The organism is Verrucomicrobium sp. BvORR034 (assembly GCF_000739635.1).
In the GTDB taxonomy this organism is placed as follows: domain Bacteria; phylum Verrucomicrobiota; class Verrucomicrobiia; order Verrucomicrobiales; family Verrucomicrobiaceae; genus Verrucomicrobium.
Genome location: NZ_BATQ01000091.1, coordinates 1 through 24,291, shown reverse-complemented (window position 1 = coordinate 24,291; position 24,291 = coordinate 1). Strand labels below are relative to the sequence as shown.

The 24,291-nt window shown below is 60.1% G+C and carries 16 protein-coding genes; 7 read left to right on the top strand and 9 right to left on the bottom strand.

Translation table 11 applies throughout. From position 1 onward, the window contains the following. Nucleotides 1–3: 3 nt before the first annotated feature. The 3 genes from speA to hisC all read right to left on the bottom strand — a co-directional run bounded on the left by speA (nt 4) and on the right by hisC (nt 4,624). Entirely contained in the window at nt 4–1,932 is a 1,929-nt protein-coding gene (gene speA / locus BV034_RS15315) for a biosynthetic arginine decarboxylase (RefSeq protein WP_050027878.1), read from the bottom strand. A 124-nt stretch (nt 1,933–2,056) separates the two neighbouring features. After that, the gene (gene mnmE, locus BV034_RS15310; RefSeq protein WP_050027877.1) at nt 2,057–3,412 is read right to left on the bottom strand and encodes a tRNA uridine-5-carboxymethylaminomethyl(34) synthesis GTPase MnmE; all 1,356 of its coding nucleotides are present in this window, start codon (nt 3,410–3,412) and stop codon (nt 2,057–2,059) included. 117 nt (nt 3,413–3,529) lie between these two features. After that, complete coding sequence (gene hisC / locus BV034_RS15305; protein ID WP_050027876.1) at nt 3,530–4,624, bottom strand: histidinol-phosphate transaminase; 1,095 nt, start codon at nt 4,622–4,624, stop codon at nt 3,530–3,532. Between the two features lie 174 nt (nt 4,625–4,798). Between hisC and BV034_RS15300 the strand changes: the two genes are divergently transcribed. The 5 genes from BV034_RS15300 (at nt 4,799) to BV034_RS15280 (ending at nt 10,397) form a co-directional block, all read left to right on the top strand. Beyond that, the gene (locus BV034_RS15300; RefSeq protein WP_050027875.1) at nt 4,799–5,518 is read left to right on the top strand and encodes a hypothetical protein; all 720 of its coding nucleotides are present in this window, start codon (nt 4,799–4,801) and stop codon (nt 5,516–5,518) included. Then, nucleotides 5,515–5,784 carry a hypothetical protein gene (locus BV034_RS36065; protein WP_050027874.1) on the top strand — a complete coding sequence of 90 codons (270 nt, stop codon included), beginning with the start codon at nt 5,515–5,517 and terminating at the stop codon, nt 5,782–5,784. The genes BV034_RS15300 and BV034_RS36065 overlap by 4 nt, the downstream gene beginning before the upstream one ends. Nucleotides 5,785–5,885: 101 nt before the next feature. After that, nucleotides 5,886–6,542: a hypothetical protein gene (locus BV034_RS15290; protein ID WP_050027873.1), complete on the top strand. Its 657-nt coding sequence runs from the start codon at nt 5,886–5,888 to the stop codon at nt 6,540–6,542. Nucleotides 6,543–6,639: 97 nt separating this feature from the next. Beyond that, entirely contained in the window at nt 6,640–9,090 is a 2,451-nt protein-coding gene (locus BV034_RS15285; protein ID WP_050027872.1) for a DUF1592 domain-containing protein, read from the top strand. A gap of 29 nt (nt 9,091–9,119) precedes the next feature. After that, the gene (locus BV034_RS15280; RefSeq protein ID WP_050027871.1) at nt 9,120–10,397 is read left to right on the top strand and encodes a DUF1552 domain-containing protein; all 1,278 of its coding nucleotides are present in this window, start codon (nt 9,120–9,122) and stop codon (nt 10,395–10,397) included. A 42-nt stretch (nt 10,398–10,439) separates the two neighbouring features. Here the strand turns inward: BV034_RS15280 and BV034_RS15275 are convergent, their stop codons facing one another. The 6 genes from BV034_RS15275 to BV034_RS15250 form a co-directional block, all read right to left on the bottom strand. After that, nucleotides 10,440–15,665: a M60 family metallopeptidase gene (locus BV034_RS15275; RefSeq protein ID WP_265593040.1), complete on the bottom strand. Its 5,226-nt coding sequence runs from the start codon at nt 15,663–15,665 to the stop codon at nt 10,440–10,442. A gap of 125 nt (nt 15,666–15,790) precedes the next feature. Beyond that, nucleotides 15,791–17,524: a hypothetical protein gene (locus BV034_RS15270; RefSeq protein ID WP_050027869.1), complete on the bottom strand. Its 1,734-nt coding sequence runs from the start codon at nt 17,522–17,524 to the stop codon at nt 15,791–15,793. Between the two features lie 94 nt (nt 17,525–17,618). After that, complete coding sequence (locus tag BV034_RS15265; protein WP_265593039.1) at nt 17,619–18,212, bottom strand: hypothetical protein; 594 nt, start codon at nt 18,210–18,212, stop codon at nt 17,619–17,621. A 916-nt stretch (nt 18,213–19,128) separates the two neighbouring features. Then, nucleotides 19,129–19,908 carry a hypothetical protein gene (locus BV034_RS15260; protein WP_050027867.1) on the bottom strand — a complete coding sequence of 260 codons (780 nt, stop codon included), beginning with the start codon at nt 19,906–19,908 and terminating at the stop codon, nt 19,129–19,131. Between the two features lie 306 nt (nt 19,909–20,214). Then, nucleotides 20,215–21,534, bottom strand: a complete 1,320-nt coding sequence (locus BV034_RS15255) for a CCA tRNA nucleotidyltransferase (RefSeq protein ID WP_050027866.1) — start codon at nt 21,532–21,534, stop codon at nt 20,215–20,217. Between the two features lie 51 nt (nt 21,535–21,585). Continuing rightward, nucleotides 21,586–22,296, bottom strand: a complete 711-nt coding sequence (locus BV034_RS15250; RefSeq protein WP_265593038.1) for a M15 family metallopeptidase — start codon at nt 22,294–22,296, stop codon at nt 21,586–21,588. Nucleotides 22,297–22,547: 251 nt separating this feature from the next. On the opposite strand from BV034_RS15250, the gene BV034_RS15245 reads away from it, so the two are divergent. Both BV034_RS15245 and BV034_RS15240 read left to right on the top strand, forming a co-directional pair. Further along, nucleotides 22,548–23,462 (top strand): prepilin peptidase, encoded by a 915-nt coding sequence (locus BV034_RS15245; protein WP_265593037.1) that lies wholly within the window; start codon nt 22,548–22,550, stop codon nt 23,460–23,462. 102 nt (nt 23,463–23,564) lie between these two features. Beyond that, nucleotides 23,565–24,291 (top strand): A24 family peptidase (locus BV034_RS15240; protein WP_265593036.1); only part of this gene is annotated, 727 nt, incomplete at its 3' end.

Sequence of the window (24,291 nt, the reverse complement as noted above, 5' to 3'; positions counted from 1 at the left end):
CAATCAGGACTCGAAGTACGTGTAGCCACGGAGGCCGTTTTCATACGCTTCCATGATGGAGAAGCGCTCCTTCGCCGTGATGCGTTTTTTCACCACCGCGTCTTCAGCGAGCACGCGGAAACGGCGCACCATTTCCTTGGGATCGTATTCCACGTAGCTCAGCACTTCACTGACCGTGTCGCCCTCGAGCTCGCGGGTGTACTTCAGCTTGCCATTTTCCATGCGCACGCTGACCACGTTGGTATCGCCCAGAAGGTTGTGCAGGTCGCCCAGAGTCTCTTGATATGCACCCACGAGGAAGATGCCGAGCATGTACTCGTCCTCCACCTTGATGTCGTGCAGCGGCAGACTGGACTTGATCTCACGATCATGAATGAACCGGTCAATCTTGCCATCACAGTCACAAGTGATGTCACTGAGCACCACCGTGCGCGTGGGCTTCTCCTTCAGCCGGTGAATCGGCATGACCGGGAAGAGCTGGTCGATGGCCCAGAAATCAGGCAGGGACTGGAAGACGCTGAAGTTGCCGTAGTAGAAGTCGGTAAGAACCGCGTCCAGCCGGGCCATTTGTTCATCCGTAAAGTTGCCCGATTTCACGTGCTGGGCGATCCAGGCGAGGATCTCCCAATAGAGCTCCTCCCCCTGGGCGCGCTGACGGAGGCTAACCTTGCCCGAGCCGAATTCCGAACGGATCTTGTCACGGTAGTACACCGCATCGTTGTAGATCTCCTGGAGGAACTCGGAGGTGAGCTTCTGGCCGTTCTTCCGGATGCGCTCGCACAGTTCGAAAACGTTCTTCAGCAACGGCGGAGACTTCGCAGGGAGCTTCTTGATGCCGGACGCTTCGTAACGGTTGATGTCCAGCACGTTGATAACGAGCACGGAGTAGTAGGCCACGATGGCGCGCCCGGATTCCGAAATGATGTTCGGGTGCGGGATGCCCGCCTCATCGGTGACTTCGCTGATGGCTTCGATGACATCCGCGCAATACTCCTTCATGCCGTAGTCGGCACTGCTGGTCTCGTTGGACTTCAGGCCGTCGTAGCTGATGGCCAGACCACCGCCGAGGTCCAGAATGCCCATCTTGGCGCCCTCCTGGACGAGGCCGACATACACGCGGGCAGCTTCCACCGCCGCGTTACGAATGGCACGAATGCTCGGAATCTGGGAGCCCTGGTGGTAATGCAGCATCTGCAGGCAGTCGAGCATGCCCTTCTCACGCAGGACATCCACGGTGCGCATCACCTGACTGATGTTCAGGCCAAAGACGCTCTGGTCGCCACCGCTCTCGCTCCAGTGACCGGCGCTCTCAGTGGAAAGGCGAATGCGCACACCGAGCTGCGGCGTGATGCCGAGCAGCTTCGAGCGCTCCAGAATGAGATCAAGCTCGCTGGGCATCTCCAGGACGAGGATGACCTGCAGACCCATCTTCTGCGCACGCAGGGCGAGATCGATGAACTCCTCGTCCTTGTAGCCGTTGCACACGATGTAGGCCTCTGGATCCTGCATGTAGGCCAGGGCGGCGATGAGTTCCGGCTTGCTGCCCGCCTCGAGACCGTAGTGATACTTGCGACCATAGCGGGTGACTTCCTCAATCACCTCCTGCTGCTGGTTCACCTTGATCGGGTACACACCACGATAAACGCCTTTGTAGTTGGCCTCGCGGATGGCGTTGTTGAAGCTCTCATTGAGCTCCTCGATCCGCCAGCGCAGCAGATCACCAAAACGGATGAGCACGGGAAGCTGCATGCCACGCTCGCGCATGCCGCGGACGATGTCCGGCAGACTGACCGGTTTCGTCTTTGTCCCATCCTTCAGATTCACCACGACTTCGCCTTTGGCGGAGACGTCAAAGTATCCATTGCCCCAGTCGCGAATGCCGTAGGTGGTGGCGGATTCCTCGATGGACCACGGGGGGAGTTTTTTGCTCATTTCTTGATTGTAGGGAACTGGCGCGGGGTGACTGGCTCTAAAGAGGGCCGATTGTGGACACATTTTGCCGGATTGGAAAGTGAACTTTACGGAAACAAATGGTGGACGGACTGGGCCATTCTCTTCATTTGCCAATGCAGAAACGGCTGAAGATGGCTCCGAGGATTTCCTCCACATCCACGCGGCCGGTCACTTCACCGACTGCCTCCATGGCCTCACGGAGAAATACAGCGACAAACTCAGGGGCCTCGTTGCGTTTCAACGCCGCAGCGCCGTGCACCAAAGCCTCCGCTGCACGCTGGAAACAGGCTTGATGCCGGGCATTGATCGCCACCATGTGTGAATTGCCTGCCCCGGCACCCGTCCACACGGCATCTCGCATGGCCGCACGCAGAGGATCCAGGCCCTCCTGATTTTCACAGGAGAGGAGAATCGCCCCGCGCTCCACGTCAGGCAGCCAGCTTGGGTGAAGACCGAGGTCGCTCTTGTTCAAGATCAGCAGGTAGCCACGGCGATCCTCCAGCCCCGGCACGCGGCGGGCAGCGTCGCGAGGAAGACTGCCATCCACGACCTCAAGGATCACATCCGCACGAGCCATTTCCCGATTGGTCCGATCAATCCCGCTCTGCTCGATGCTGCCCGCGCCCTCACGGATGCCAGCAGTATCCACCAGCACAAATGGCAGCCCGTGAATATGGAGCACTTCCTCAATCGTGTCCCTCGTCGTCCCCGCCTCGGCGCTGACGATGGCCCGATCGAATCCGCTGAGCAGATTGAGGAGCGAGGATTTGCCCACATTGGGCTCCCCGCAGATCACGGTGCGAGCTCCGCTGCGGAGGATGCGACCGTGATGGGCGGTGTCGAGGAGCGATCCCACCCGCAGCTGGATCGATGCCAGACGCTTCTGCATGGCTGCTCCGGTATCAGGATCGATGTCCTCATCCGGGAAATCGATGTAGGCCTCCACATGCGCCAGCAGCTCGATCAAATCCGCCCGCAGATGCTCGGATTCTTTGCCCAAACGACCTTCCAACTGCTGTGTGGCTGCCTTGAGAGCCAGTTCACTCTGGGCGTGGATAAGATCCATCACAGCCTCTGCCTGTGTGAGATCCATCTTCCCATTCACAAAGGCCCGCTGGGTGAACTCACCCGCCTCGGCCGCGCGTGCGCCGTGGTGCAAGAGCAGCTCAAAAATGCGCCGGGTGACGAGGATGCCTCCGTGACAGGAGATCTCGACGACATCATCGCCCGTGTAGCTGGCGGGGGCACGGAAATGGGTCAGCAGAACAGAGTCCACCACCCCACCCTCTCCATCCACGATGTTCCCGAAGTGCTGCACGCGAGGCTCCAACGCCTCCAGCACTCGCTTCCCTTTGAAGACCCGCTGGGCCACCTGCAGGGCATGTTCCCCTGACAGGCGCAGGACGCTGATGGCTGCCTCACCGAAGGCAGTGCTGATCGCGGCGATCGTATCGTGCATGAACTGGGCTGACTGTACTGAACCAAGGCAGAATGACCCGGCCTGAGGTGAGCCAGAGCAGCTCCTCAAACCGGGTCAGACAGATTTAACGCTTTTTACAGGAATCGAAAGCGACTTTCACTTCCCCAGGATGCCCTTCAGGGTGGCGATGCAGCGCTGGTTCTGCTCCATCGTACCGACGGAAATACGCACCCAGTCGGGCAGCTTGTACTCGGCCATGGCGCGAACGATGACGCCCTTGTCCAGCATCTTCTGGAAAACCGAGTTGCCGTCTCCGACCTTCACGAGCACGAAGTTGGCGTAGCTGGGCACGAACTCCAGGCCCATGGCGGCAAACTCGCCCTGCAGATACGCGCGACCTTCGTCGGTGATCTGCTTGGTGCGGTTTTGGTGCTCTTCGTCGGCCAGACCTGCCACGGCACCCGCTTGCGCGATGGCATTGGCATTGAAGGGTTGGCGCGTCTTGTGCAGCACCGTGATCAGCTCTTCTGGGCCGATCCCGTAGCCGATGCGCAGACCCGCCAAGCCCTGGATCTTGGAGAAGGTGCGCAGCAGGATCACGTTCCTGCCCTCACGCACGTACTTCATCGTGTCCGGCGGGTTGTCGAGAAACTCGTAATAGGCCTCGTCCAGCACCACCACGACGTGGTCGGGCACCTTGTCCATGAAGCGGTCCAACGCCTCCATGCTCACGATGGTGCCCGTGGGATTGTTGGGGTTGGCGATGAAAAGTTCGCGAGTACGCGGAGTGATGGCCGCCAGCATGGCGTCCAGATCATGCACGAGGCCCGGATCCGGCACCTCAATGGTTTCCGCCCCGAAGAGCGTGGCCATGAGCTTGTACACCACGAAGGCGTGCTCTGCTGTCACTACCTGATCGCCCTCACGCAGGAAAGCGTGGCCGATGAGTTCAATGATTTCGTTGGAGCCGTTGCCCAAGACGACCTGACCGAGGGTGACGCCAAACTTGTTGGCCAGAGCTTCGCGCAGGCGATAGCCCGCTCCATCCGGGTAGATGTGGGCCTCCGTCAGCGCCTTCTGCATGGCCACCACCGCCTTGGGCGAAGGCCCCAGGGGGTTCTCATTGGAGGCCATCTTGATGATGTCTCCGGGTTGCAGACCGCGTTCGCGGGCCAGTTCTTCAATCGGCTTGCCTGGCTTGTAAGCGACCAGGTCTTTCAGTTGGGGATTGGCTTGGGTCCAGACACTCATGATCGAGTTTGCGGTGAATCGGTTCCTTCCTACGGAATGCCCGGGGACGCAATGAGGAAGTGAATTTCGTATCCGACCCGGTTTCGTTGACATTCCCCCTCAACTGGCAGCTAATTGTTGTCCCAATCCGGCGTTTTGTAGCGATCCATTGTGTTATCTCCCTGTTGCAACCCCATGAAACTGCGAACCTTCCTCAGTCTCTCCCTTTGTTTCCTCACGGCCACTCTGGCCTCCGCGCAAATCTCCTTCCAGGGCAAAGAGGGCCCGGGCAAGGGCAAGAAAGTCGTCCTGCTGGCTGGGGACGAAGAGTATCGCTCCGAAGAAGTGATGCCCATGCTGGCCAAGATCCTGTCCGAACGACATGGCTTCGATACCACCGTCGTGTTCTCCATCAACGCCGCCAGTGGTGAGGTGGATCCCGAAGCCAAGGACAACAATCCCGGCCTGGAAGCCCTGGATTCCGCCGACCTTTGCATCATGCTCCTGCGCTTCCGCGCCTGGCCCGATGAGCAGATGAAGCACTTCGCCGCCTACGCTGCCTCTGGCAAGCCGATCATCGCCATCCGCACCAGCACCCATGCGTTTAACGGTCTGAAAGGCCAGTACGCCTCCTTCAACAGCTTCGGCAAGAACGTGCTGGGCGAGCAGTGGGTCAGCCACTGGGGCAAACACAAGTCTGAGGCGACCAAGGGCATCCTCGAGCCCGGCCAGGAACAGAATGCGCTTCTGCGCGGCGTGAAGGATATCTTCGGCGACACTGATGTCTATGAAGCCTATCCCCCAGCGGATGCGAAGATCCTGGTTCGTGGTCAGGTACTGAACGGCATGACTCCCGAGTCCCCGCCGCCAGCTACTCCAAAAAGCGCGCCAGCGACAAGGCAGAACAGGACGTGAACAGCCCCATGATGCCGGTGGTCTGGACGCGTGAAGTGAAGACGGAATCCGGCAAGGACGCCAAGATCCTGACCACGACCATGGGCTCCTCCTCAGACTTCCGGAACGACGACCTCCGCCGCCTCATCATCAACGGCGCCTACTGGGCTACCGGACTGGAAGTGCCAGCCAAGGCGGATGTCAGCTTCGTCGGCGACTTCAAAGGCAGCTTCTACGGCTTCAAAGGCTACGTGAAAGGACTCAAGCCCGAAGACTACAAGAAGTAGGCCATCCCCTGCATTTCAAGGATTGAAGGGAACCGCGGACCAGCTCCGCGGTTCCCTTTTTCTTTTCACTCCAAGTGCGCCGTGGCAGACTCAGAGGGAAAGTGAAATCCCTCACAAAACGCCCCCCTTACGAACTGATTCAACTCACGCTGTTCTGCCTGTTGGTGGCTGGTCTGGCGTGGGTCTATTTCTGGCAAATCCATGGAGTGGGGCGCCGACCAAACGCCTCGCTTGTGGGACTGATCGCCGTTGTTGCGGCCTTGGGTCTTGGGGGGCTTGGCCTATCCACTTTGTTTTGCAGCCTGATCTCCTTTAGTCATTCCTCCTGGCGGTGGTTCACCACGGGGATTCTAGCCAGCGCCGCGGCATTTGCGGTGTTGGCCAGTCCGTCGCACCTGGTTCAAACGGCCGCCACCCTGGCCGAGCGTCGCGAATTCACCGCGGCGGGGATTCCCCAGCTCCGAGACGAGGTGCAGCACCTGATCAACACCCGGCCGCCCTTTGACGCCGCCCCCGACCGAGTCCGTTGGTTTGGCACCGAGGTGCCACGAGAGACCCTGTCTCCCGGGCTGAGAGCTCTCGCTGCTAGAGCAGCCTACGTGGCGGTGAACGAGCGCGAAGTCATCATCGTCACTGAAGGCATGGGTGGCTGGCGCGCTGGTTACCTGATTCTCCCGTCGGGAGCGACGCGCAACCCGCCCTACTCCCGCCGCATTGCGGACGGGATTTACTATGTGACCTCGACGACTGGAGGATGAAATCGTCAGGAGAAGCCCTGCTGATGAATGTCCGATTTCTACAAATATGTCGGGCTCCAGTACGTTTATGGTGGATTGCCCATTTGCAACCCGCCAGATGCCAAGACTGCCGCTCCTCGCCACCGCCACCCTGTTGATTACGGGCACCCACCTTCCGGCTGCGCCCGATACCAAGGCCTTTTTCGGCAATCATTGTCTGGAGTGCCACGACACGGAGACCAAAAAAGGCGGGGTGGACCTGGAGGTGTTGCTCTGGGCACCGAATGAGAAAGCGACTTACGAGAAGTGGGTGAAAGTTTACGACGTGGTGCACAAGGGCGAGATGCCGCCCAAGAAGGAAGAGCGCCCTCCGGCCGATGCCTCCAGGGCCTTTCTGACCAACCTCGGGGACAACCTGAGCACGGTGGACAAGCAGAAGGTCGCCGCGAATGGCCGCACCGTCCTCCGTCGGCTCAATCGGGAAGAGTACGAGCGCACCGTGCAGGACCTGCTGGCCATCACGCTCCCGCTCACGGCCATGCTGCCAGCCGACACCCCGCTGTACGGCTTCGACACGGTTTCTGAAGGGTTGCGGCTCTCTACCCTCCAGATGGAAAAGTACCTCGAGGCCGCGGACGCTGCCGTCGATGCCGCGATCAATCTCGGACCAGAACCCGCGCCTATCAGTGGCCACTGGCTGGTCAAGGACGAGGAAGGCGTGCGCAAGAACATCGACACGCCTGAAGGCACACTCACCAACCCCAACGATCCCAAAAGCAAGCACCGCCAGCTTTTGAAGGAACTGCCAGACGCCATTGTCTTCTTTGACCAAGGCTACCCGGCGGCCCAGATCCGCCAGGTGGAGCGCCATCCGGCCGGACTGTTCCGCATCCGCGTGAGCGCCTACGGCTTCCAGAGCAAGGGCGAGAGCATCCCCATGCGGGTTTACGGAGACAACTTCAAGGACAAGCAGCTCCTGGGCTGGTTCGACATGCCCGCGGACAAGCCTCGCGTGGTGGAGTTCGTGGGCCGTCTTCGCGCCAACGAACACCTGCGCATCGAGCCGACCAACACCGGCGTGGATGAGAAGGGGCAAAACGTGTACAACATCGGGGCCAAGGAGTTCGGGGGAAATGGCCTGGCCATCCAGTGGGTGGAGGTGGAAGGCCCCCTCAAAGAAACCTGGCCGCCCCGCAGCATGGAGGCCCTTTTTGGCGACACGCCGATCACCAAGATCGAGGAAGGTCGCAAGAACCGCGACAAGCGGGTGGCCTATGAAATAAAGCCGGAAGATCCCGAGGCGAGCGCCAAGCAGGTCTTGGAACGCTTTGCCACCAAGGCCTTCCGCCGACCGCTGGAACCGGGCGAAGCAGACCGTTATGTGAAGCTGACGACGGATGCACTGGATGAGCAGTTGAACTACCTCGACGCCATCCGCATCGGCTTCCGCGCCATCCTCACCGCCCCGCAGTTCCTCTTCCTGGAGGAGCACACTGGCAAGCTGACCGACCACGCCCTGGCTTCCCGGCTCTCCTACTTCCTCTGGAGCACCATGCCGGATGAGGAACTGCTCAAGCTGGCGAGCGAGAAGAAACTCAGTGATCCCCAAGTGCTTCGTGGCCAGGTGGAGCGGATGCTCAAGAACGAACGGGCCAAGGCCTTTGTCACCAACTTCACCGGCCAGTGGCTGGACCTCCGCAATATCGACGCCACCACGCCGGACAAGAAGCTCTACCCCGAGGCGGACGAGCTTCTGCGGGTGTCCATGGTGGATGAGACGGAGGCGTTCTTTTCCGAACTCCTTACCTCGAACCTCCCGGTCACCAACATCATCCATTCAGACTTTGCCATGCTCAACAGCCGGCTGGCGGCGCACTATCAGATTGACGGCGTGGATGGTGAGCAGATCCGTAAGGTCTCCCTGCCCGCCAACAGTCCGCGAGGCGGCATCATCACCCAGGCCAGTGTCCTCAAGGTCACGGCCAATGGCACCACCACCTCGCCCGTGCTGCGCGGGGCCTGGGTCATGAAGAAGCTGCTGGGGCAGCCTCCCTCCCCACCCCCGCCGGGCGTGGGGTCCCTGGAGCCCGATACCCGCGGCGCCACCACCGTGAGAGAGCAGCTGGACAAGCATCGCAACTCGGAAACGTGCAAGGGCTGCCATAGCAAGATCGACCCTCCCGGATTCGCCCTGGAGAGCTTCGATGTCATCGGCGGCTTCCGGGACCGTTACCGATCCCAGGACAAGGGTGACACGACCACCGTGTCGAACACCCAGAAGAAGCGCCTCTACATCAAGCTCGGCCCGGCCGTAGATGCCAGCGGTGCTCTGGCGGATGGAGCCGCCTTCACCGGCATCACAGACTTCAAGAAACTGCTCATGGCCAATCCCCAGCCGGTCGTGCGGGCGATAACGGAGAAGCTTGTCATCTATTCCACTGGCGCAGGCATCGGGTTCTCTGACCGCCCCGCCATTGATGCCATCGTCGCCAAAACACAAGAACAGGGCGGCGGACTCCGCACCTTGGTTCAGGAAATTGTGCAAAGCCCCCTCTTCCAGTCCAAGTAGGACACCCATCCGATTACGCCACCGCCACTATGAACCGCCCTTCATCTCCCCTTTCCCGCCGCGCCTTTCTGCGTGGCACTGGCGTCTCCCTGGCTCTGCCGTTTCTGGATGCCATGTGGCCGCACAAGGCAGCCGCTGCCGCTGCCGCATCTCCGAAGCGGATGGTGGCGGTCTGCACGAGTCTCGGCATCTACGGGCCCGCCTTCTTCCCCACCCAGGCCGGGCGCGACTATGTCGCCACGGAGTATCTGGACCTGATGAAGGAGCACCGCAATGACTTCACCGTCTTCTCCGGCCTCTCCCATCCAGACCAGTCGGGTGCCGATGGTCACTCCTCTGAGATGACCTGGCTCACTTCCGCCCGTCACCCGGGCTTGGGTGGATTCCGCAATACCATCTCTCTGGACCAGTATGTCGCCGAGAAGATTGGCGTGGAAACCCGCTACCCGTCCCTCACCTTGGGAACCAACAATGTCAGCCAGAGCTACACCCGCAGCGGCGTGATGATCCCGGCCGAAACGCGTCCCTCCGTCGTCTTTGCCAAGCTGTTTACCAACGGCTCCCAGTGGGAGGTGCAGCAGCAGATGCGCAAGCTCAAGGACGGACGCAGCATCATGGATACTGTCCGCGAAGAGGCCAAACGATTTGGCTCGCGAGTTGGCTCCTCAGACCGCGAGAAGCTGGACGAGTACTTCACCTCTGTGCGTGAGATGGAAGTGCGTCTTGCCAAGCAGGAGGAGTGGGTGCAGAAGCCCAAGCCGGTCATCGATGCCAAGGCACCGTCCGATATCGCTGAGAATGCCGACATCATCGGTCGCATGCAGTTGCTCTTTGAGTTGGTGCCCCTGGCCCTCCAGACGGACAGCACCCGGCTCATCACCATCCTCGTGCAGGGGCGCGGCGATGTGCCGCCCGTGCCCGGAGTGAGCATTGATCACCACAACCTCTCCCATCACGGCCAGGATCCGGAGAAGATCCGTCAGCTGGAACTGGTGGAAAAAGCGGAGATGAACGCCTGCAACAAGCTGCTCGGAGCGCTCAAGCAAAAGAAGGAAGGCGACAAGTGCCTGCTGGACAACACGATGGTGCTCTTCGGCAGCAACCTCGGCAACGCCAACAGTCACGACTGGCGCAACCTGCCCGTGCTGCTTGCCGGAGGCGGATTCCAACACGGTCAGCACGTGGCGCGCGATGCCAAGGACAACACTCCGCTGTGCAACCTCTACGTGCAGATGCTGCAGAGGATGGGCATCGAAGGAGACAGCTTCGGCACAAGCAGCGCCGCGAGTGTGCCGGGGTTTGCTTGAGAGCAGCCAATCTCCAGGCACCCCAGCGAGCCATCCCCCTCACTAGAACCCGACCAGCACTCTCATAAAGCGCTGAGGATGGGCAGGGTCATAGACGAAGATGTAGTCTGTGACCCGCACGTCCTTCACGGCACCCGTGCCAGTCTCAGACACTCCCGATCCCGAGTTTAACCGCACAAAGGGGGCACCACCCGTGCTTCGCGCCAAATCCGTCCATGGTCCGTTGGGTGCATCGGCCGCCTGCACCGTCAGGGTGAGATCCGTCGCAAGGCTGTTTCGGGGAAACCTCAACGTCAGCCGATCGCTTTCGATTTTGGACGTGATGGGTGCCGGGGAGCCTCCCGCCTGCGGGTCCGTGCCGTGCGCATATTCCAGCAGATTGGGCACTGCATTGCCATTCGGGTCGGAGAGGTTTCCTGCAATCCCCGTCTGGTTCGCCTGCGCGCCGAAATGCTGACTGCGCCACCAGGCAATCTGCGTCGGCGAGGTCACCGTCACCTCGTCGCATGTCTTGACCTCACCATCATCGACCGTGAGTCGCAGGACATACGTGCCGGGAGATGGGATGCTGGCGGTGGTGCTAAAGGTGTCGGGCGAACCCAACACCATCACACCGGGGCCGCTCACCTGGGACCATTGCACGGTCACCGCCGAGGGCGGACTGGGCAGGCTGTCGTCATGGGTCGAACCCTGCAGGGAAGCCTGAAGGCCTGTCGGCGATTGATCCGGCCCAGCCGAGACATAGGCACCCGTATTGAGCAGGTTCAGTCCACTCACCTGGTCAAACACGGCCGTGTTCAGCGCGTCGGCGGCATGGTTGCTGCCGTTAGCCACCACAAAACCCACATAAACACTGCCAGAAAGCCCCACATTGACCGGCGCCTTGGGCGTCCAGTTGATGCCATCTTCAGACACGTAGCCTGTGAAGGCACCTCCACTCCTCACCAGTCGCAGCCAGGTGGCAGGGGCATTGTTGATGCTTCCCCCGACATCCGCTGTGGAGGTCAGGCCTGAGGCACTGCGGTGCAGCAAGTAGTTGGTAGCCGCACTGTCCTGGGAGAGAGAGATATTCATCGAACCCGGTGCCAGGGATTCGCGGACCATCAGGCCGCATTGGCCGCCGGGAATGGGGACGCCACGGCTCACCAGACGGGCCCGCACGTCGAAGTCTCCCGTGAGCACCTGATGGTAAAACTGGCACTGATCCGCCGCACCATAGAGACCGACACCAGCCCCTTGGACGGTCACCGTCCCTCCGATGACCTGCCCGGTGCCAGCGCTGGGGGCATTGATCCCGGTGTTGATGAGAGGAGCTGGCGACACCCCGTAAGCCACACTCACCTCATCCTGCGTGGTATTGCCCCCATCGTTCGCCGCTAGGCGCAGCACGTAAGTCCCGCTCTGCGAGAAGGTGGCCGCTGTATTAAGGGCACCAGCATCGGAAAACGTCACCGTCCCTGGCCCGCTGACCTGGCTCCAGGTGACACTCACGGTTCCCGGCTGATCATCCACCACCAGCGACTCCAGCACCAGCCCCACCCCGTTTGGCACGGCACAGGCCTCCCGCAAGGGACGAGTGATGACGGCCATGGGTGCTCCATCCGGGGCCACGGTCACGGACCGGACTCCTGTATCCATGATCCCTGAGTCGAACACCATCCGGGCTCGCAGGGCATGCGGCCCAGCGGCGGGATTCACCCAGTTCACCACAAACGGTGCCACCGTGTCTTCACCCACCACGTTTTCACCATCCAGCAGGAGCACCTTGGCGACATTGAGAGTTTCATTGCTGATCGACACCGCCACGGGAATCGTCCCCGGCGAGAACACGACCGCGCTCTCTGCCGGTGAACTGATCGCAAGGTCAGGTGAAGGTGCGGCAGACGGGTAGCTGGTGGTCGCGTTCCGTGGGATCAAGGCGGTGCCGGGAACCACCTGCCGGGTCATGCCCGGCCCCTGCCACGCTACCGCCACATGGTCTCCGCCACCACCTTCACGTTGCACGGCTTCGATGTAATAACCACGATCCGCCTGGAGAAAGACCGGCGCTGACTTCTGCGATGCGTTGCTGTCCCATGCCTGGAAGTTGGTCCATCCGCTGACACTGGCCACCGTCCCCATCTGGGCGGCCGTCTCGTCTGTGCTCAGCGAGAGAGTGCTATTGTCGTCAGATGCGATCCAGAAGGTGTAGAATCCCGTTTTCGGCGGAATCACCCAGCCCGAGACACGGCGCACATAGTTTTCAGCAACATTTTGGGCTGAGGTGAAGCTGGCATACGTGCTGGTCACCGTGGGATTGCCCGTGATGACTGTCCCCGGCCACCGTTCTTCCAAGACCCCTGTGGTGCGGTTGCACACCACTGGCACCGTGCCAAACCCCGCCGCGCCGGCACTGTCCACCGCCCGCACCTTCAGGACCACCACCCCGGGATTGGCCAGGGCGCTTGGGTTGTTGACTGAAACCACGCCCGTCAGCGCATCGATGTTGAAGTGTCCATCGTTGCCGGCCACGATTTCAAAGCCTGCAAGCGTGCGCCCCGACTCCAGTACCACCGGTACCGTCCCCAACGCAGCCCCCTGCACCATCCCGCTGTTCGCAGCCAGGGCCCGGCTCTCCACCTGGGGCGCCTCACCAACGTTGGCCACATTCACCGTCAACGTTTTCGTTGCCGCAAAACGGGGCACTCCGTTGTCCTGCACCTGCACAGTGAGGGTGTAGCTCGCGAGGGTTTCGGCATCCAGCTTCTGCACCCGCAGCCGCCCGGTGCGGCGGTCAATCGTGAACGCATTGCCGGTATTTCCCGCCGTGATCTGATAGTCCCAGATGGTGCCGGGCTCCTCCGCATCGGTCGCCACGAACGCGTACAATTCCGATCCTGGAAGGGTGTCCTCGGGGACATTCAGCACCGGAGGGGTCGACAGGCTGTCAATGGCGGTGTTGTCCGTCCACACCGGGTAGTTCTTCGCCGCGATTAGGTCTTTGACCGACTGGGTAATCTCCTGTCCCTTTCCGACCACCCCCAAACCGTATCTCTGGAAATAGGCGTCAAGATTGCGCCCCGCCGCATCGCAGAACAGGAGGTAGAAGCGGTTTCGCTTGAAGTTGGGATCGCTCGAGCTGAGCGCATGCAACACCGGATCCGTGGCAGAGGTGGGAGTCTGCAAATACTTCATCAGACGCCCCAGAGCCGTCTTGTACACCTCCCAACCAAAAGCCTCGGCAAGGTTGAAGTAGAAGTCATAAGCCACCGGGTAGCTGTCATGCGCCTTCTGCCAGGTCCGTTCCGTGGCAGGCAGGCCGAGGAAGGTGTTCCGGGCGTTCAACCGGCTGACGGCATCATAGCTGGAGTGCGCGCCGTCCCACGAAGTGCGGTCATGGATCATCGTGTACACCATGCCGGGCAGCAGGTTCACATCCACCTCTGCGCTGAGGGCGATGACAAACGCGTCATTGAAGTTGTTTTGATAGCCATGACCGAGTTCGTGGAAATCTCCCCAACTTCCCTGCGTCAAGGCCCGGTTGAGCATGGACTCACTGGTGGCCCCCCAGCCAGCCTCGATGGGATATCCGGCATACGCCGCGCCGTAGTCGACATACCGGGACGTGGCGATGGCTTCCCCGCGCTTTCTGTAAAGGGTGTACCCGTAATATTCGTCGCCCAAATCCATGACCCGCTTCCAGTAAGAGGTAACCTCCGTGGGGTTGCTCAGGGCCGTGAGCTGGAATTTAGGGAGATAAATCGTCAGCTTGTCGTTCAGAATATAGCCATAGGGGGCGGGACGATTCTTCACGCCCGCATTCCACGCTGCATCCGTGGTCTGCCCCAGGACAAAGGCAGGAGCCTCGATCGCTCCCTCCACCGTGACAGGGATGGTCCCCAGGTTCTTTCCCGCAGGCACCAGAATCGTCACCAATCCACCCAGAACATTGCCCGTCTGCATGACTGACTGGGTCAGCGCGACGCGACGCCAGAGTTTCGGAAAAAAGGTCCAGTTACCCTCCTCGAACGTCGTGTCCTCGCTTCCGTTCCCTGAGATCAGCACCTGCAGCCCCTGATTCACCACGGCCGCGGGGATGGTGACGGTGATCGTCGCTCCAGGTGCGGCAAAGAGTCCGGTCTCATTCCGCGTGGGCTTGTCGCCCGCGTTCATGTAGAAGTCGGTCGGGGTGTTTCCCTGAACCAGCACCGACTTGGTCACAGGGGTGGCTCCCGGCGTCGGCAGCCCTGGGAAATCTGCGGCACAGGGGTGGACAAACAACTCCCCGGGGAGCAAGCGGTCAAACTTCTGCGACTGGTAGCGGGCCAGCGCCACCTCCACCGGCTTGAATGCCGTGCTGATGGGCGAGGCCAGAGTCGGAGCGATGAGCCCGTAGTGGTTGGCATCGCCCAGGATATCCAGCTTTGCAGCCAGTTCAGAGATGTCCATGCGCACACTCACCACCTGGAAGATCGCGTTGGCGGCTATCTTGCGGTCCGCCAGAGTCATGACAGCTGTGCCCTCCTTGTCTGCAATCAGCGCATCCAGTGCCGGGAGTGCCGAGGAGATGGCGGGATAGGCATCTTCTGCCACCGTGTAGGATCCTTCGTCGGGACCACTGCCGCTCAGCACCAGCCCGAAGGGATCCAGAATGCTGTTGCTGTCGTTGAACTGCTGGGTGCTCTGGGCCCACGGCGTGGCAGAGAGAAGAATCCCACCGCCCGCTGCCGCGAAGTTTTTAATCGTGGTCACCGCAGCGGCGTTGAGCGTTGTGTGTCCACCCATCACGAGCACATGCACGCCCGTGAGATTTGCCGCCGTCAAGTTGGTGCCCACTGCCGTAGTGGTGTACCCCTGTCCGGTGAAGTAGGCAGCCGGGACGGCGTTGCTTAGGATCGCCACCTTCGTCCCTGCTGGCGAAGCCTGTCGGCTCGCCCAGAGCACCGCATTGGCAAAGATCGTTCCGCGGGGGCCCGCTACCGTGTCGTAGAATCCGGTGTGCGAGAACGCCACGGCCCTGGCTGCCGCAGCGTTGTAGCTATCTCCATAACGCCCCCCAGCAATCATCGTCCTCACGGGATTCCCCTGCCCCTTCAGCACGGGAAAGGCAGCTCTGCCAAACATCGCCACCCCACCCGGACTTCCAGGTTGCGGAACGACCAAGGCCTGCGCCCCCGCTGTGAGCGCCTCATAATCGACAGGAATATCCGCCCGCAGCGCGGCAGGCAGAAGACACAGGATCCAGAGCACCAAAACACAATGGAGGGAACAGGAGCATGGGATACGCATGCCCGAGATGATCCCAAAACCCAAGGCTCATGTATTGTGCCGAATCCATAAGCCGGATGCCGTTTTTGAACAAGAATAAGAAAAAAGAACGCCTCCCAGCCAACCAGACTCAGCAAATAATCACCTTAATTGGTCTTTTTCTGCTCCTTTATTGCCTTCTTGACGCTCTCTTCCATCGCAGCGTATTCATCGCGATAGTCGTCGCTTTGCAAAGTGAGCGCCCGACCAGCCGTGCGGAGGGCTTTCCAGGCCAGCTCCAGTTGATCCGCTTTCTTGGCATCCCTGACAAACGGCGTCAGCATGTCTGAGAAGACCGGACCGCTGCTGGCCTTCCCCAGCTTGCCCATGGCCCAGTCCAGCTGCTTGTAGGCCTCCTCCCATTTGCCTTCCTTCATCAGCTCCTTCATTTTCCGATTGGCCGTGTCCATACTGAGGTCCGTCCGTTCCTTGGAGTTCGCGGAGACCACACTGCGCTCCAGCTTGTCCGCCATGTCGGTCTGCCCGGTTTCCCGCAGCAGCGCCACGTACTTGGTGGTGTACTCAGCTTTCAGGTCCGCATTGCGACTGAACTGGCGGATGGCCGCCTCGTAGTGCTGGGTCATTTGCACCGGTGTGGCCCCAGTGCCTTTAAGGATGTCCGTCCGACGATCCCAAGCATCTGCATCATTAGGGCAGATGCCGATCGCGGTTTCGATGGCAGCCTTTTCGCGAGGCAGATCGCTGGACGCTTTGAAAAGGTCCGCCATCTCGACATGAAAGCGCGCTGTCAGATACTCCGGCCGGTTACGGAAGCGGCTGGCTAGATACAGCAGATCGTGGTCGGTCATCTTCTTCCCGGTCTGCGGATCTCTTGCAGAGCCGGTCGCATAGTTGTCGTAGGAATAACGACCTTCGTTGAGCTCCCAGTGATCGTCAGACTTCATGTACCCAAACCAGGCGTGAGCCCCGCGATTGCCCTCCCCGACGAAGAGGATGGACGGAAGCCCCCGTGCCTTGCCTGAGGTCCACGCGTAGTAAGCCTGATCAATGCAGATGCCGCCGGTCTTCTCGATATCGACCAGTTTGTAGCTGTCGCCCAGCCAGGACAACTTTCCCTCTTCGTACCGTGGCGTGTCGTAGTTGATGCAGGAAAACGCCCGACCAAAATCATTCCTCGGGAAACGCACATTCTTCTGCGCCCAGCGGAGCTCATCGAAGCTGATCCAGGTGTCCACAATGAACTTGATCTGCTCCACCTCGAGTTTCTTGATATCCAGCATGAGCTTGCCAGCCGTGTCGCTCTCCAGCCAGAAATTGAAGCGCTCCACATTGGTGACGCTGTCCGACTCCAGCGGCACCGCAGACGACTTCACCTGATGATGAGGCCACGAGTCAGGGCGGTTCCGATCAAAGACGACCGCCACCGCAATGGCCAGCGCCTTGTACACCTTCCAGGCCTCCGGCTTGGCCTGCCGGATGGCGGCCAGCGTTCCCAGCACCTTGGAGGCATCGTCCTCCGCCCGAAGATTCGCGAACAGCTGATAACTCAGCGATTCATCGCCCATGAACTCGTCCACAATGGCCGTGGGAATTTCCGCCGTTCCGTCTTTGGGATACTTTGCCTGATCAAGGAACGCGCACCATTGCTGGATGCGACGCCAGCGGCCAAACGCGGGATCCGTGCCAGACGTGGATTTGTACGCCGTGCGCAGGACGCCACCCAACTGGAAGGCTGCCTTGTCCCATCCCAGGGACTTGATGGCTGCAATCTCGGGTGCCGTCGGGACCTTGCTGATGTCGGCCGCCTTGGATGTCGGCTGGGTTCCCAGGGCAGTCGCGAGGAAAGCGCCGGCAGTAAGGAGGAAGCGGATGGTGCGCATAAGGTCAAAATTCCCTGATCCAGGAACGTTGTATAGTGAGAAATCATCCACCCAGCGTTGGAAAAAAGCCAATCCGGGGCAGTCTTTGCCTCCACTACTTGCCATCCTGCGCCTTGAGGACGACAACGGAGCCGTTTTTGGCCAGATCCTTGCCAAAGGCAAGTTCCACCTTGGCCCGTACGTCTTTCACCCCCTTCACGGTGACCTGGGGCACCGAGCTGTAGCCCGCACCGGCATCCACGAGTTCAAAGGAGGTGACCTTCCCATCCTTCACCAGCGCGTTGGCCACCGCGTCACGATGCGTCCAGAGTTCATTGCGCCCCCGGGCATAACGGTAGTAGTTGGAAACGGTGTCCAGGCGGTCATTGGTGACGCCGTGTTTGCCCAAAGCATCCATTAGCGCCGCCTTGTTTTCCCTGACCTGATTGGGCTCCGGCGCAGTGCCCGCCCGGGCTGGTTTGACATGGCTGAAGGCTTCACGGAAGACCTCAGCCGGGACACCCAATGCAGCGGCGATGAGGTTCACGGGGCGGCCACGATCTTGCCCCTCGGTGTCATGCCCACCGGTGAAGACGACTGGAACCCGGGCTACTCCAGCAGGAAGAACCGGTGATTCTGCCTGTAGGGAGGACGACGCAACGGCGGCGGCGAGGAGAAGGAAAACCGTGCGAACATTGAGAGATTTCATGGTGCGAAGAGCGGAGAGTTCCTGTGATGCCACTGGACCGGCCAGAATTCCGGCGAAGCCGTGCGAGTCACGATCACCAGTCTTCAACTACCCACTTCAGCGTCAGTTGCGCGATGGGCCATCGAATCGCGCCACCTGCATTGAAAGCCCCCTCACCTCCAAGTTACCACGTTACCTCCAACACCTTGGCGCGAAGCGCTTTGGGGAAGTGCGGCAAGAATTGCCGCTTTGATGCCTCTTGTGATACTCTTGAACCCGTTGCCTTCAGCGGGGGGCCATCGTGACCTCCGCTGCGGGTCCAAACTACGGCCGCACCACACAGGACACCCCAAAGCGGTGATTCTCACCGCAGTCCCAAAATCCCGCTGCGCGGGATCAGGTGTTGAAGATTGTGAGATGGCTCGAAAATTGAAGCTGGCCCGTGATGCCGGAAAACTCGAACTCAATAACACGTTCACGGAGGCACCGACGCCTCAACTCCATTCAACGCCTGCGCCTGTTTTTCTTCCTGCGGGACCTCTTCGGAACTTTCGAATGGGATCGCGTCTTCACGTTCGGATTCGGAAACTCGACATGCCTTCGCTTAATCATGCACCATGCCTCTCTAAAACAGAACCAAGCAAGAGCCGCTAACAGTAGAATGATCCAGCCCATCCCTCCAACCCCACGAGGGTCCGCGCCGCCTGGGAAGGATGGGTTACGCAGGTCTCCCAGTAACAAGCAGATGGCCCAGCCGGTAAAAAGGCAGCCACCCACCAAGAGGAGTACAATTTTTGTCAACGTGGTCTTCAATGACAGCGGAAGTTTGCCTCGGCCTGTGCCGAGACGCCAAGTCTAACTCAACACACCACAAAAAAAGGCCGGAGCAACTCGCTCCGGCCTCCAAACTAACTCTGAATCATCGCCCTCTGGGCGGTTACTTCAGCTTGATCGTGAGCTTCTCTTTGCCTTCGATCTTGATGCCATCGAAGCCCTTGAACTCTTCAGCGGCCTGCTGAGGGGTCATGTCCTTCTTGTCCATGAGCTCGGCGAACTTCTTGAAGCCTTCGGGTTTTTCCAGAAGCTTGTCCATGTTCATCTCCATGAGCGTCACGGTGTCGCCGCTCACGTGGGTGGCGTCCGTGCTGGCGATGCCGCTGGCGGATTTGAAGGCGAAGTGGAAACGCATGCCGGCGAACATGGGCTTCATCATGGCCATCTGAGCCTCAAGATCCTTGGGGACTTCTGGCTTGGGTGCGTTCGGGTCAGCCTCTTTGGGCTTGTCCTGGGGCAGGTTCACCGTAAGGGTATCACCTTCCAGACCGAAGGTGATGGACTTCTCACCATCCTTCACATCGCCAGGAGCATACTTGAGCTTGCGCACGTCTGTGAAGGCATAGGTCAGCTTCACGCCTTCACGACCGTCGGGAGATTTGATCTCCTCATAGGCTTTGAGCGTGACGCCATCACCCAGCTTGGCGGCTTTCTCGCCAGCCTTTTCCTTGGTGGGCAGGATGTCCATTTTGGGACCACCTTCCCCACCCTGGGCACCTGCACCTGCTGCCATCATCGCCTTCAGCTGAGCGCTGACGAGCGTGGTTTCTTCCACCACGCCGGAGCCGTCTTTGTTCACAGTCACGACGGAAGAAAGCTCAAAACAGCTCGCCAGGAAAAGCGACGCCGTCAGGGCACCAAGGAGTCGAAAGAATTTTTTCATCGCGCCACCTTATCAACGCCCGGAACGCCCGCACAAGGTGGATTTGGGGGAATTTTCGACAGGATAAGAAAAATTGCAGACCGGAACGGCCGGTCAGCGCTTAACACCGTTCTGGGTGGTCAGTCCGCCATGGACCTCATACGCCATTCCCTCCGCTCCCAACCCGACGGGGACCGTCGGACTACTCCACAGCATCGCCGCGAGTGTCGTCCAATGGTTCCCATCGGCTCAGTCGCCGCAGAATCATCGACCCAAACACCGATCATCGTTCTCCCCAACCAGCAGAACACCAATAGCAGTTGGTGGTTAAGGTGATGCCTTCCAGTTCTCCTTCACCCAAGCAAAAGCCTCCTCGGAGGTCGTGAGCACACCTTCCAGTTGAAGATTCTGCACGGCGGTGAGCAACTCTCCGACCTGAGGCCCTTTGGGGATGCCCAACTTCATGAGTTCGTGACCGTTGATCAGCGGCTTGGGGATGAGCGGCAGCGGATCATGACCGAATTCCTCCTGCTTCATCCGGATGAAGTCATAGTTGTCTGAAAATCCGTTGCTGCTCTGGCAGTCCACGCGGTGCAGCTCCATTTCATCCTCAAAACCCGGGCGGGCCATGAAGCGCTTGAGGCGCGAGATCCGCATCTTTTGCACGTCCTTGAAGACCATGTGATTGGCCACGGCCTCGACGGTCGGCTCGATCACATCATTCGGATACTTCAGCCGACGCAGGATTTCCTCCGACATCTCCGCCCCGAGCTTGTCGTGACCATTGAAGCGGATGCGTCCATCTGGGTCCTGGGTGAACGTCGCCGGCTTGGCAATGTCATGCAGCAAGACCGACCACACTAGAGACAGGGAAACCTGCGCTGGCAGCAAGCCGAGCATGATGCGGGTGTGCACAAACACATCCCCTTCCGGATGGAACTGCGGCGGCTGTTCACAGCCCTGCAGTACCAGGATCTCCGGCAACACCGCAGCCATGAGCCCGCTGCTCACCAACAGGTCAAACCCACGAACCCGGTTCGGGTGCAGCAAGATTCGCGAGAGCTCCTCACGGATGCGCTCGGCGCTGATGCTCTTGATCTTGGGTGCCATCTCCACCACCGCCGCCCAGGTACCCGCCTCAATCTCAAACCCCAACACGGTGGCAAAACGCACGGCCCGCATGAGGCGCAGCTGGTCTTCCTCGAACCGCTTGCGCGGATCGCCAATGGCGCGCAGAACCTGTCGGGCAAGGTCGTCCCGACCTCCGACATAGTCGAGCACCTCGTCTTTGACGGGATCGTAAAACAGTCCGTTGACCGTGAAGTCACGACGGTGAGCATCCTGCTCCGCCGTGGTGAAGCTGACAGACTCCGGCCGACGGCCGTCAGTGTACTCGCCATCACTGCGGAAGGTGGCGATTTCAAACGAATGCTCCCCTTCCCGCACCAGGATGACTCCAAAATGCGCTCCCACGGCGAAGGTCTTGGGAAAGAGACGCTGGACCTCCTCCGGACGCGCGCTGGTGGCGATGTCGTAGTCCTTGGGCTCCTTGCCCATCAGATGATCACGGACACAGCCGCCCGCGAAGACGGCCTGATGGCCCGCCTCTGCGAGACGCCTGACGATACTGACTGCGATTTTTTGCATTGGGGGCTATGAAGCGGATGGTCCCGCAAGATACCCCCAAGTCGTTGCTTCTCAAGACGCGCGGCGTTTTTTGATCACTGGCAGCGTAAGGCCGATGTCCTTGGCAAAGACCACCGGCGGCACGCCCCCGTTGTCGAACTCCGCATCATCAAAGTGCCACCACTCGGTATCCAGCATGCTGAATCCGGCTGCGGTCATGGCGAGCTGGAGGGACATGCGGCGGGATTTCACCTCCTCGCTGGGTAGCGAAGAGTTGTGTGACGTCTTGGCGTCCGCTTCATCGAAACCGGTGGGCATCTCCAGTTCCCGACCTGAGGCATCCACCAGAGTCACGTCCACCGCGGTACCGGAGCAGTGACGGGACCACATGAGGCTGGGAGGGGTAAACATGCCTGTGTAGCCGCCGTGTTCAAAAAGCGATTCCTGCACCTCTGGCGGACGATAGGCGTCCCAAATCTTCAACCCAAGGCCCTTGGACCGCAGGATCTCTTGAGCCACCCGCAGCTTCTCGACCGTGCGGATGTGCAGCAGGCACGGCATGTCCTGGGGGTAAAGCGGCTGCCAGCACACGTTCTTCTTCGTGCGGTACGGAAGATCGTACTGGATGTCCGGAATGTAGGTGCGTACGTCCACGAGCCCCCTCTGCCCCGCGGCGGAAATCACTTCATGGAGCTGAGAGGCCCCCAACCAAACTTCCTTCTTCCCGTCCGTCTTGCCGGTGTATTTGGACTTGGGTGGGGTGCTGCCGCAATGCGTGAGCAAGCAGGCGCAAAAAGCAGCCAGGGCAAAAAGTTTGGTCCTCACCATCGTGGGCAGTTTACAATCGTTGCAGATCAGGGTTCGTTTGTCGGGCGAACCGTTTCCTACACCATCCCGCCCCTCTCGTGCCTGAAATTCTTGCTCACTCACTGATTTTTCTCCTGGGGCTGATCGCGGGAGTGGGGGTCCTGCACACTGTGGAGAGATTCCCCTTTCCATTCTACCGCTCGGGGGAGTCGGCCACGCACTCAGGCGTGGGACGCCAGACCCTCGTCATCCTCGTCACAGCCGGTTTCTACCTGGCCGCCTTTGCAGCATTCCGGGGCCCTTGGGCGTCCTGGTCATCTTGGAGCTCTTTGCTGGCCCTCCAGTGGGTCTTCATCACCCTGCTCATCGCGGGCACATTCATCGACCTCGATCACTTTTTGCTGCCGCATGAGGTCACCTTCGGCGGACTGGCGGTGGGACTGGCAGGAAGTGCTCTGGTGCCTGAACTGTTGCATGAGTCCACCCCCTGGAGGAGCTTTCTCTCCTCGGTCGCTGGTGCCTGTGTCGGAGCCCTTCTCATCTGGCTGGTCATCCAGTTGGGCAAGCTCGCCTTTGGCAGGCTGAGCAAGCAGTTCACAGAACCACAGGCCTGGAGCGTGACCCAAATCGACGAGAATCTACCGCCCGTGTTCACCCGGAGTGGCGAGACGCTTTCGTGGGAGGACATCTTCTTCCGCCCCACCGACCGGCTCCTTCTGACATGCTCCGAACTCACCATCAATGATCGCGACTTTGGCCCCTGCCGGGTGGAGATCTGGCGGGATCGGCTGGAGGTTCAGTCAGGAGACCCTACAGGCATCATTCAGCAGTCCATGGAGTCGGTGACCACCTTGAAAGGTCAATGCACGAAGGTCGTCATCCCTCGTGAGGCCATGGGGTACGGCGACCTCTTTTTGCTGGCCATGATTGGCAGTTTTCTGGGCTGGCAGGGAGCGCTGTTCACGCTGGTAGGAGCATCCTTTCTGGGGTCTGCCATCCCTCTGTTGGGGGCGGCGCTCCTTCGCAACAAGGAATGGAGCAGCAAGATCCCCTTCGGCCCCTATCTGGCCGCGGCGGCCCTGATCTGGCTCTTCCTTCGCTCCTGGCTGCTGGAATTCCTGACCCCTTTCTTTGTGATCTAGACGAGGTGCCTGCAAGCTCCGCACGGGCGATGAATTAACTTTCCCCGTCAGCGGCTTCCGCTAAGCTGGCGGCCACATTTCCCCTCCCTTCACCTCTGCCTCATGACCCGGATTGCTGTGCTCGAGTTTCTCATTCACCTGCTGATTTTCTTTTTGGGAGCAGGCATTGGTTCATTCCTCAACGTGGTCATCTACCGGCTGCCGCTTGGCATCTCGGTGAACAATCCCAAGCGGTCCTTCTGCCCGAAGTGCAAGAAACAAATTCCCTGGTACCAGAACCTGCCGCTCATCAGCTGGCTCTCGCTGCGGGGCAAGTGCGCCGCGTGCAAGTCCCCCATTCCCTTCCGCTACTTCTTCGTGGAGTTGCTCACCGGGTGCGTCTTCTACGCGATCTTCATCAAGTTCCGCGGTTCCTGGGACTATCGGCTGGACTGGGGTGACATGGTGATTCTGTACTGGATCTTTGCCGCCCTCCTCATCGCGGGCACGTTCATCGACATCGATCATTACATCCTCCCGCACGAGATCACCTTTGGTGGCCTGGCCGTAGGGCTGATTGGCAGCTGGATCGAACCCCAGCTCATGAGTGAGTTCATCCGCAGCCGGGGCCTGGTCGCCTCGCTGGCCGGGGCCTGCATCGGCGCGACGCTCATCTGGGTGATCATCCAGCTGGGCAAGATGGCCTTCGGTCGCATCAAGAGGAAGTTCCAGAAACCAGAAGCCTGGACAATCTCCCAACCCAAGGAGGATGAGCCCCCGCTCTTCGAGATCGCCAAGGAGTCCTTCACCTGGCACGACATCTTTTTCCGCCCTACGGACCGTCTGGTCA

Excerpts from the sequence above, each read along its gene's own strand:
- BV034_RS15255 (WP_050027866.1), bottom strand. The coding sequence starts at position 21,534 with ATGCAAAAAATCGCAGTCAGTATCGTCAGGCGTCTCGCAGAGGCGGGC.
- BV034_RS15300 (WP_050027875.1), top strand. The coding sequence starts at position 4,799 with ATGAAACTGCGAACCTTCCTCAGTCTCTCCCTTTGTTTCCTCACGGCC.
- speA (WP_050027878.1), bottom strand. The coding sequence starts at position 1,932 with ATGAGCAAAAAACTCCCCCCGTGGTCCATCGAGGAATCCGCCACCACC.
- mnmE (WP_050027877.1), bottom strand. The coding sequence starts at position 3,412 with ATGCACGATACGATCGCCGCGATCAGCACTGCCTTCGGTGAGGCAGCC.
- BV034_RS15265 (WP_265593039.1), bottom strand. The coding sequence starts at position 18,212 with ATGAAATCTCTCAATGTTCGCACGGTTTTCCTTCTCCTCGCCGCCGCC.
- BV034_RS15285 (WP_050027872.1), top strand. The coding sequence starts at position 6,640 with ATGCCAAGACTGCCGCTCCTCGCCACCGCCACCCTGTTGATTACGGGC.
- BV034_RS15275 (WP_265593040.1), bottom strand. The coding sequence starts at position 15,665 with ATGCGTATCCCATGCTCCTGTTCCCTCCATTGTGTTTTGGTGCTCTGG.
- BV034_RS15260 (WP_050027867.1), bottom strand. The coding sequence starts at position 19,908 with ATGAAAAAATTCTTTCGACTCCTTGGTGCCCTGACGGCGTCGCTTTTC.
- hisC (WP_050027876.1), bottom strand. The coding sequence starts at position 4,624 with ATGAGTGTCTGGACCCAAGCCAATCCCCAACTGAAAGACCTGGTCGCT.
- BV034_RS15270 (WP_050027869.1), bottom strand. The coding sequence starts at position 17,524 with ATGCGCACCATCCGCTTCCTCCTTACTGCCGGCGCTTTCCTCGCGACT.
- BV034_RS15280 (WP_050027871.1), top strand. The coding sequence starts at position 9,120 with ATGAACCGCCCTTCATCTCCCCTTTCCCGCCGCGCCTTTCTGCGTGGC.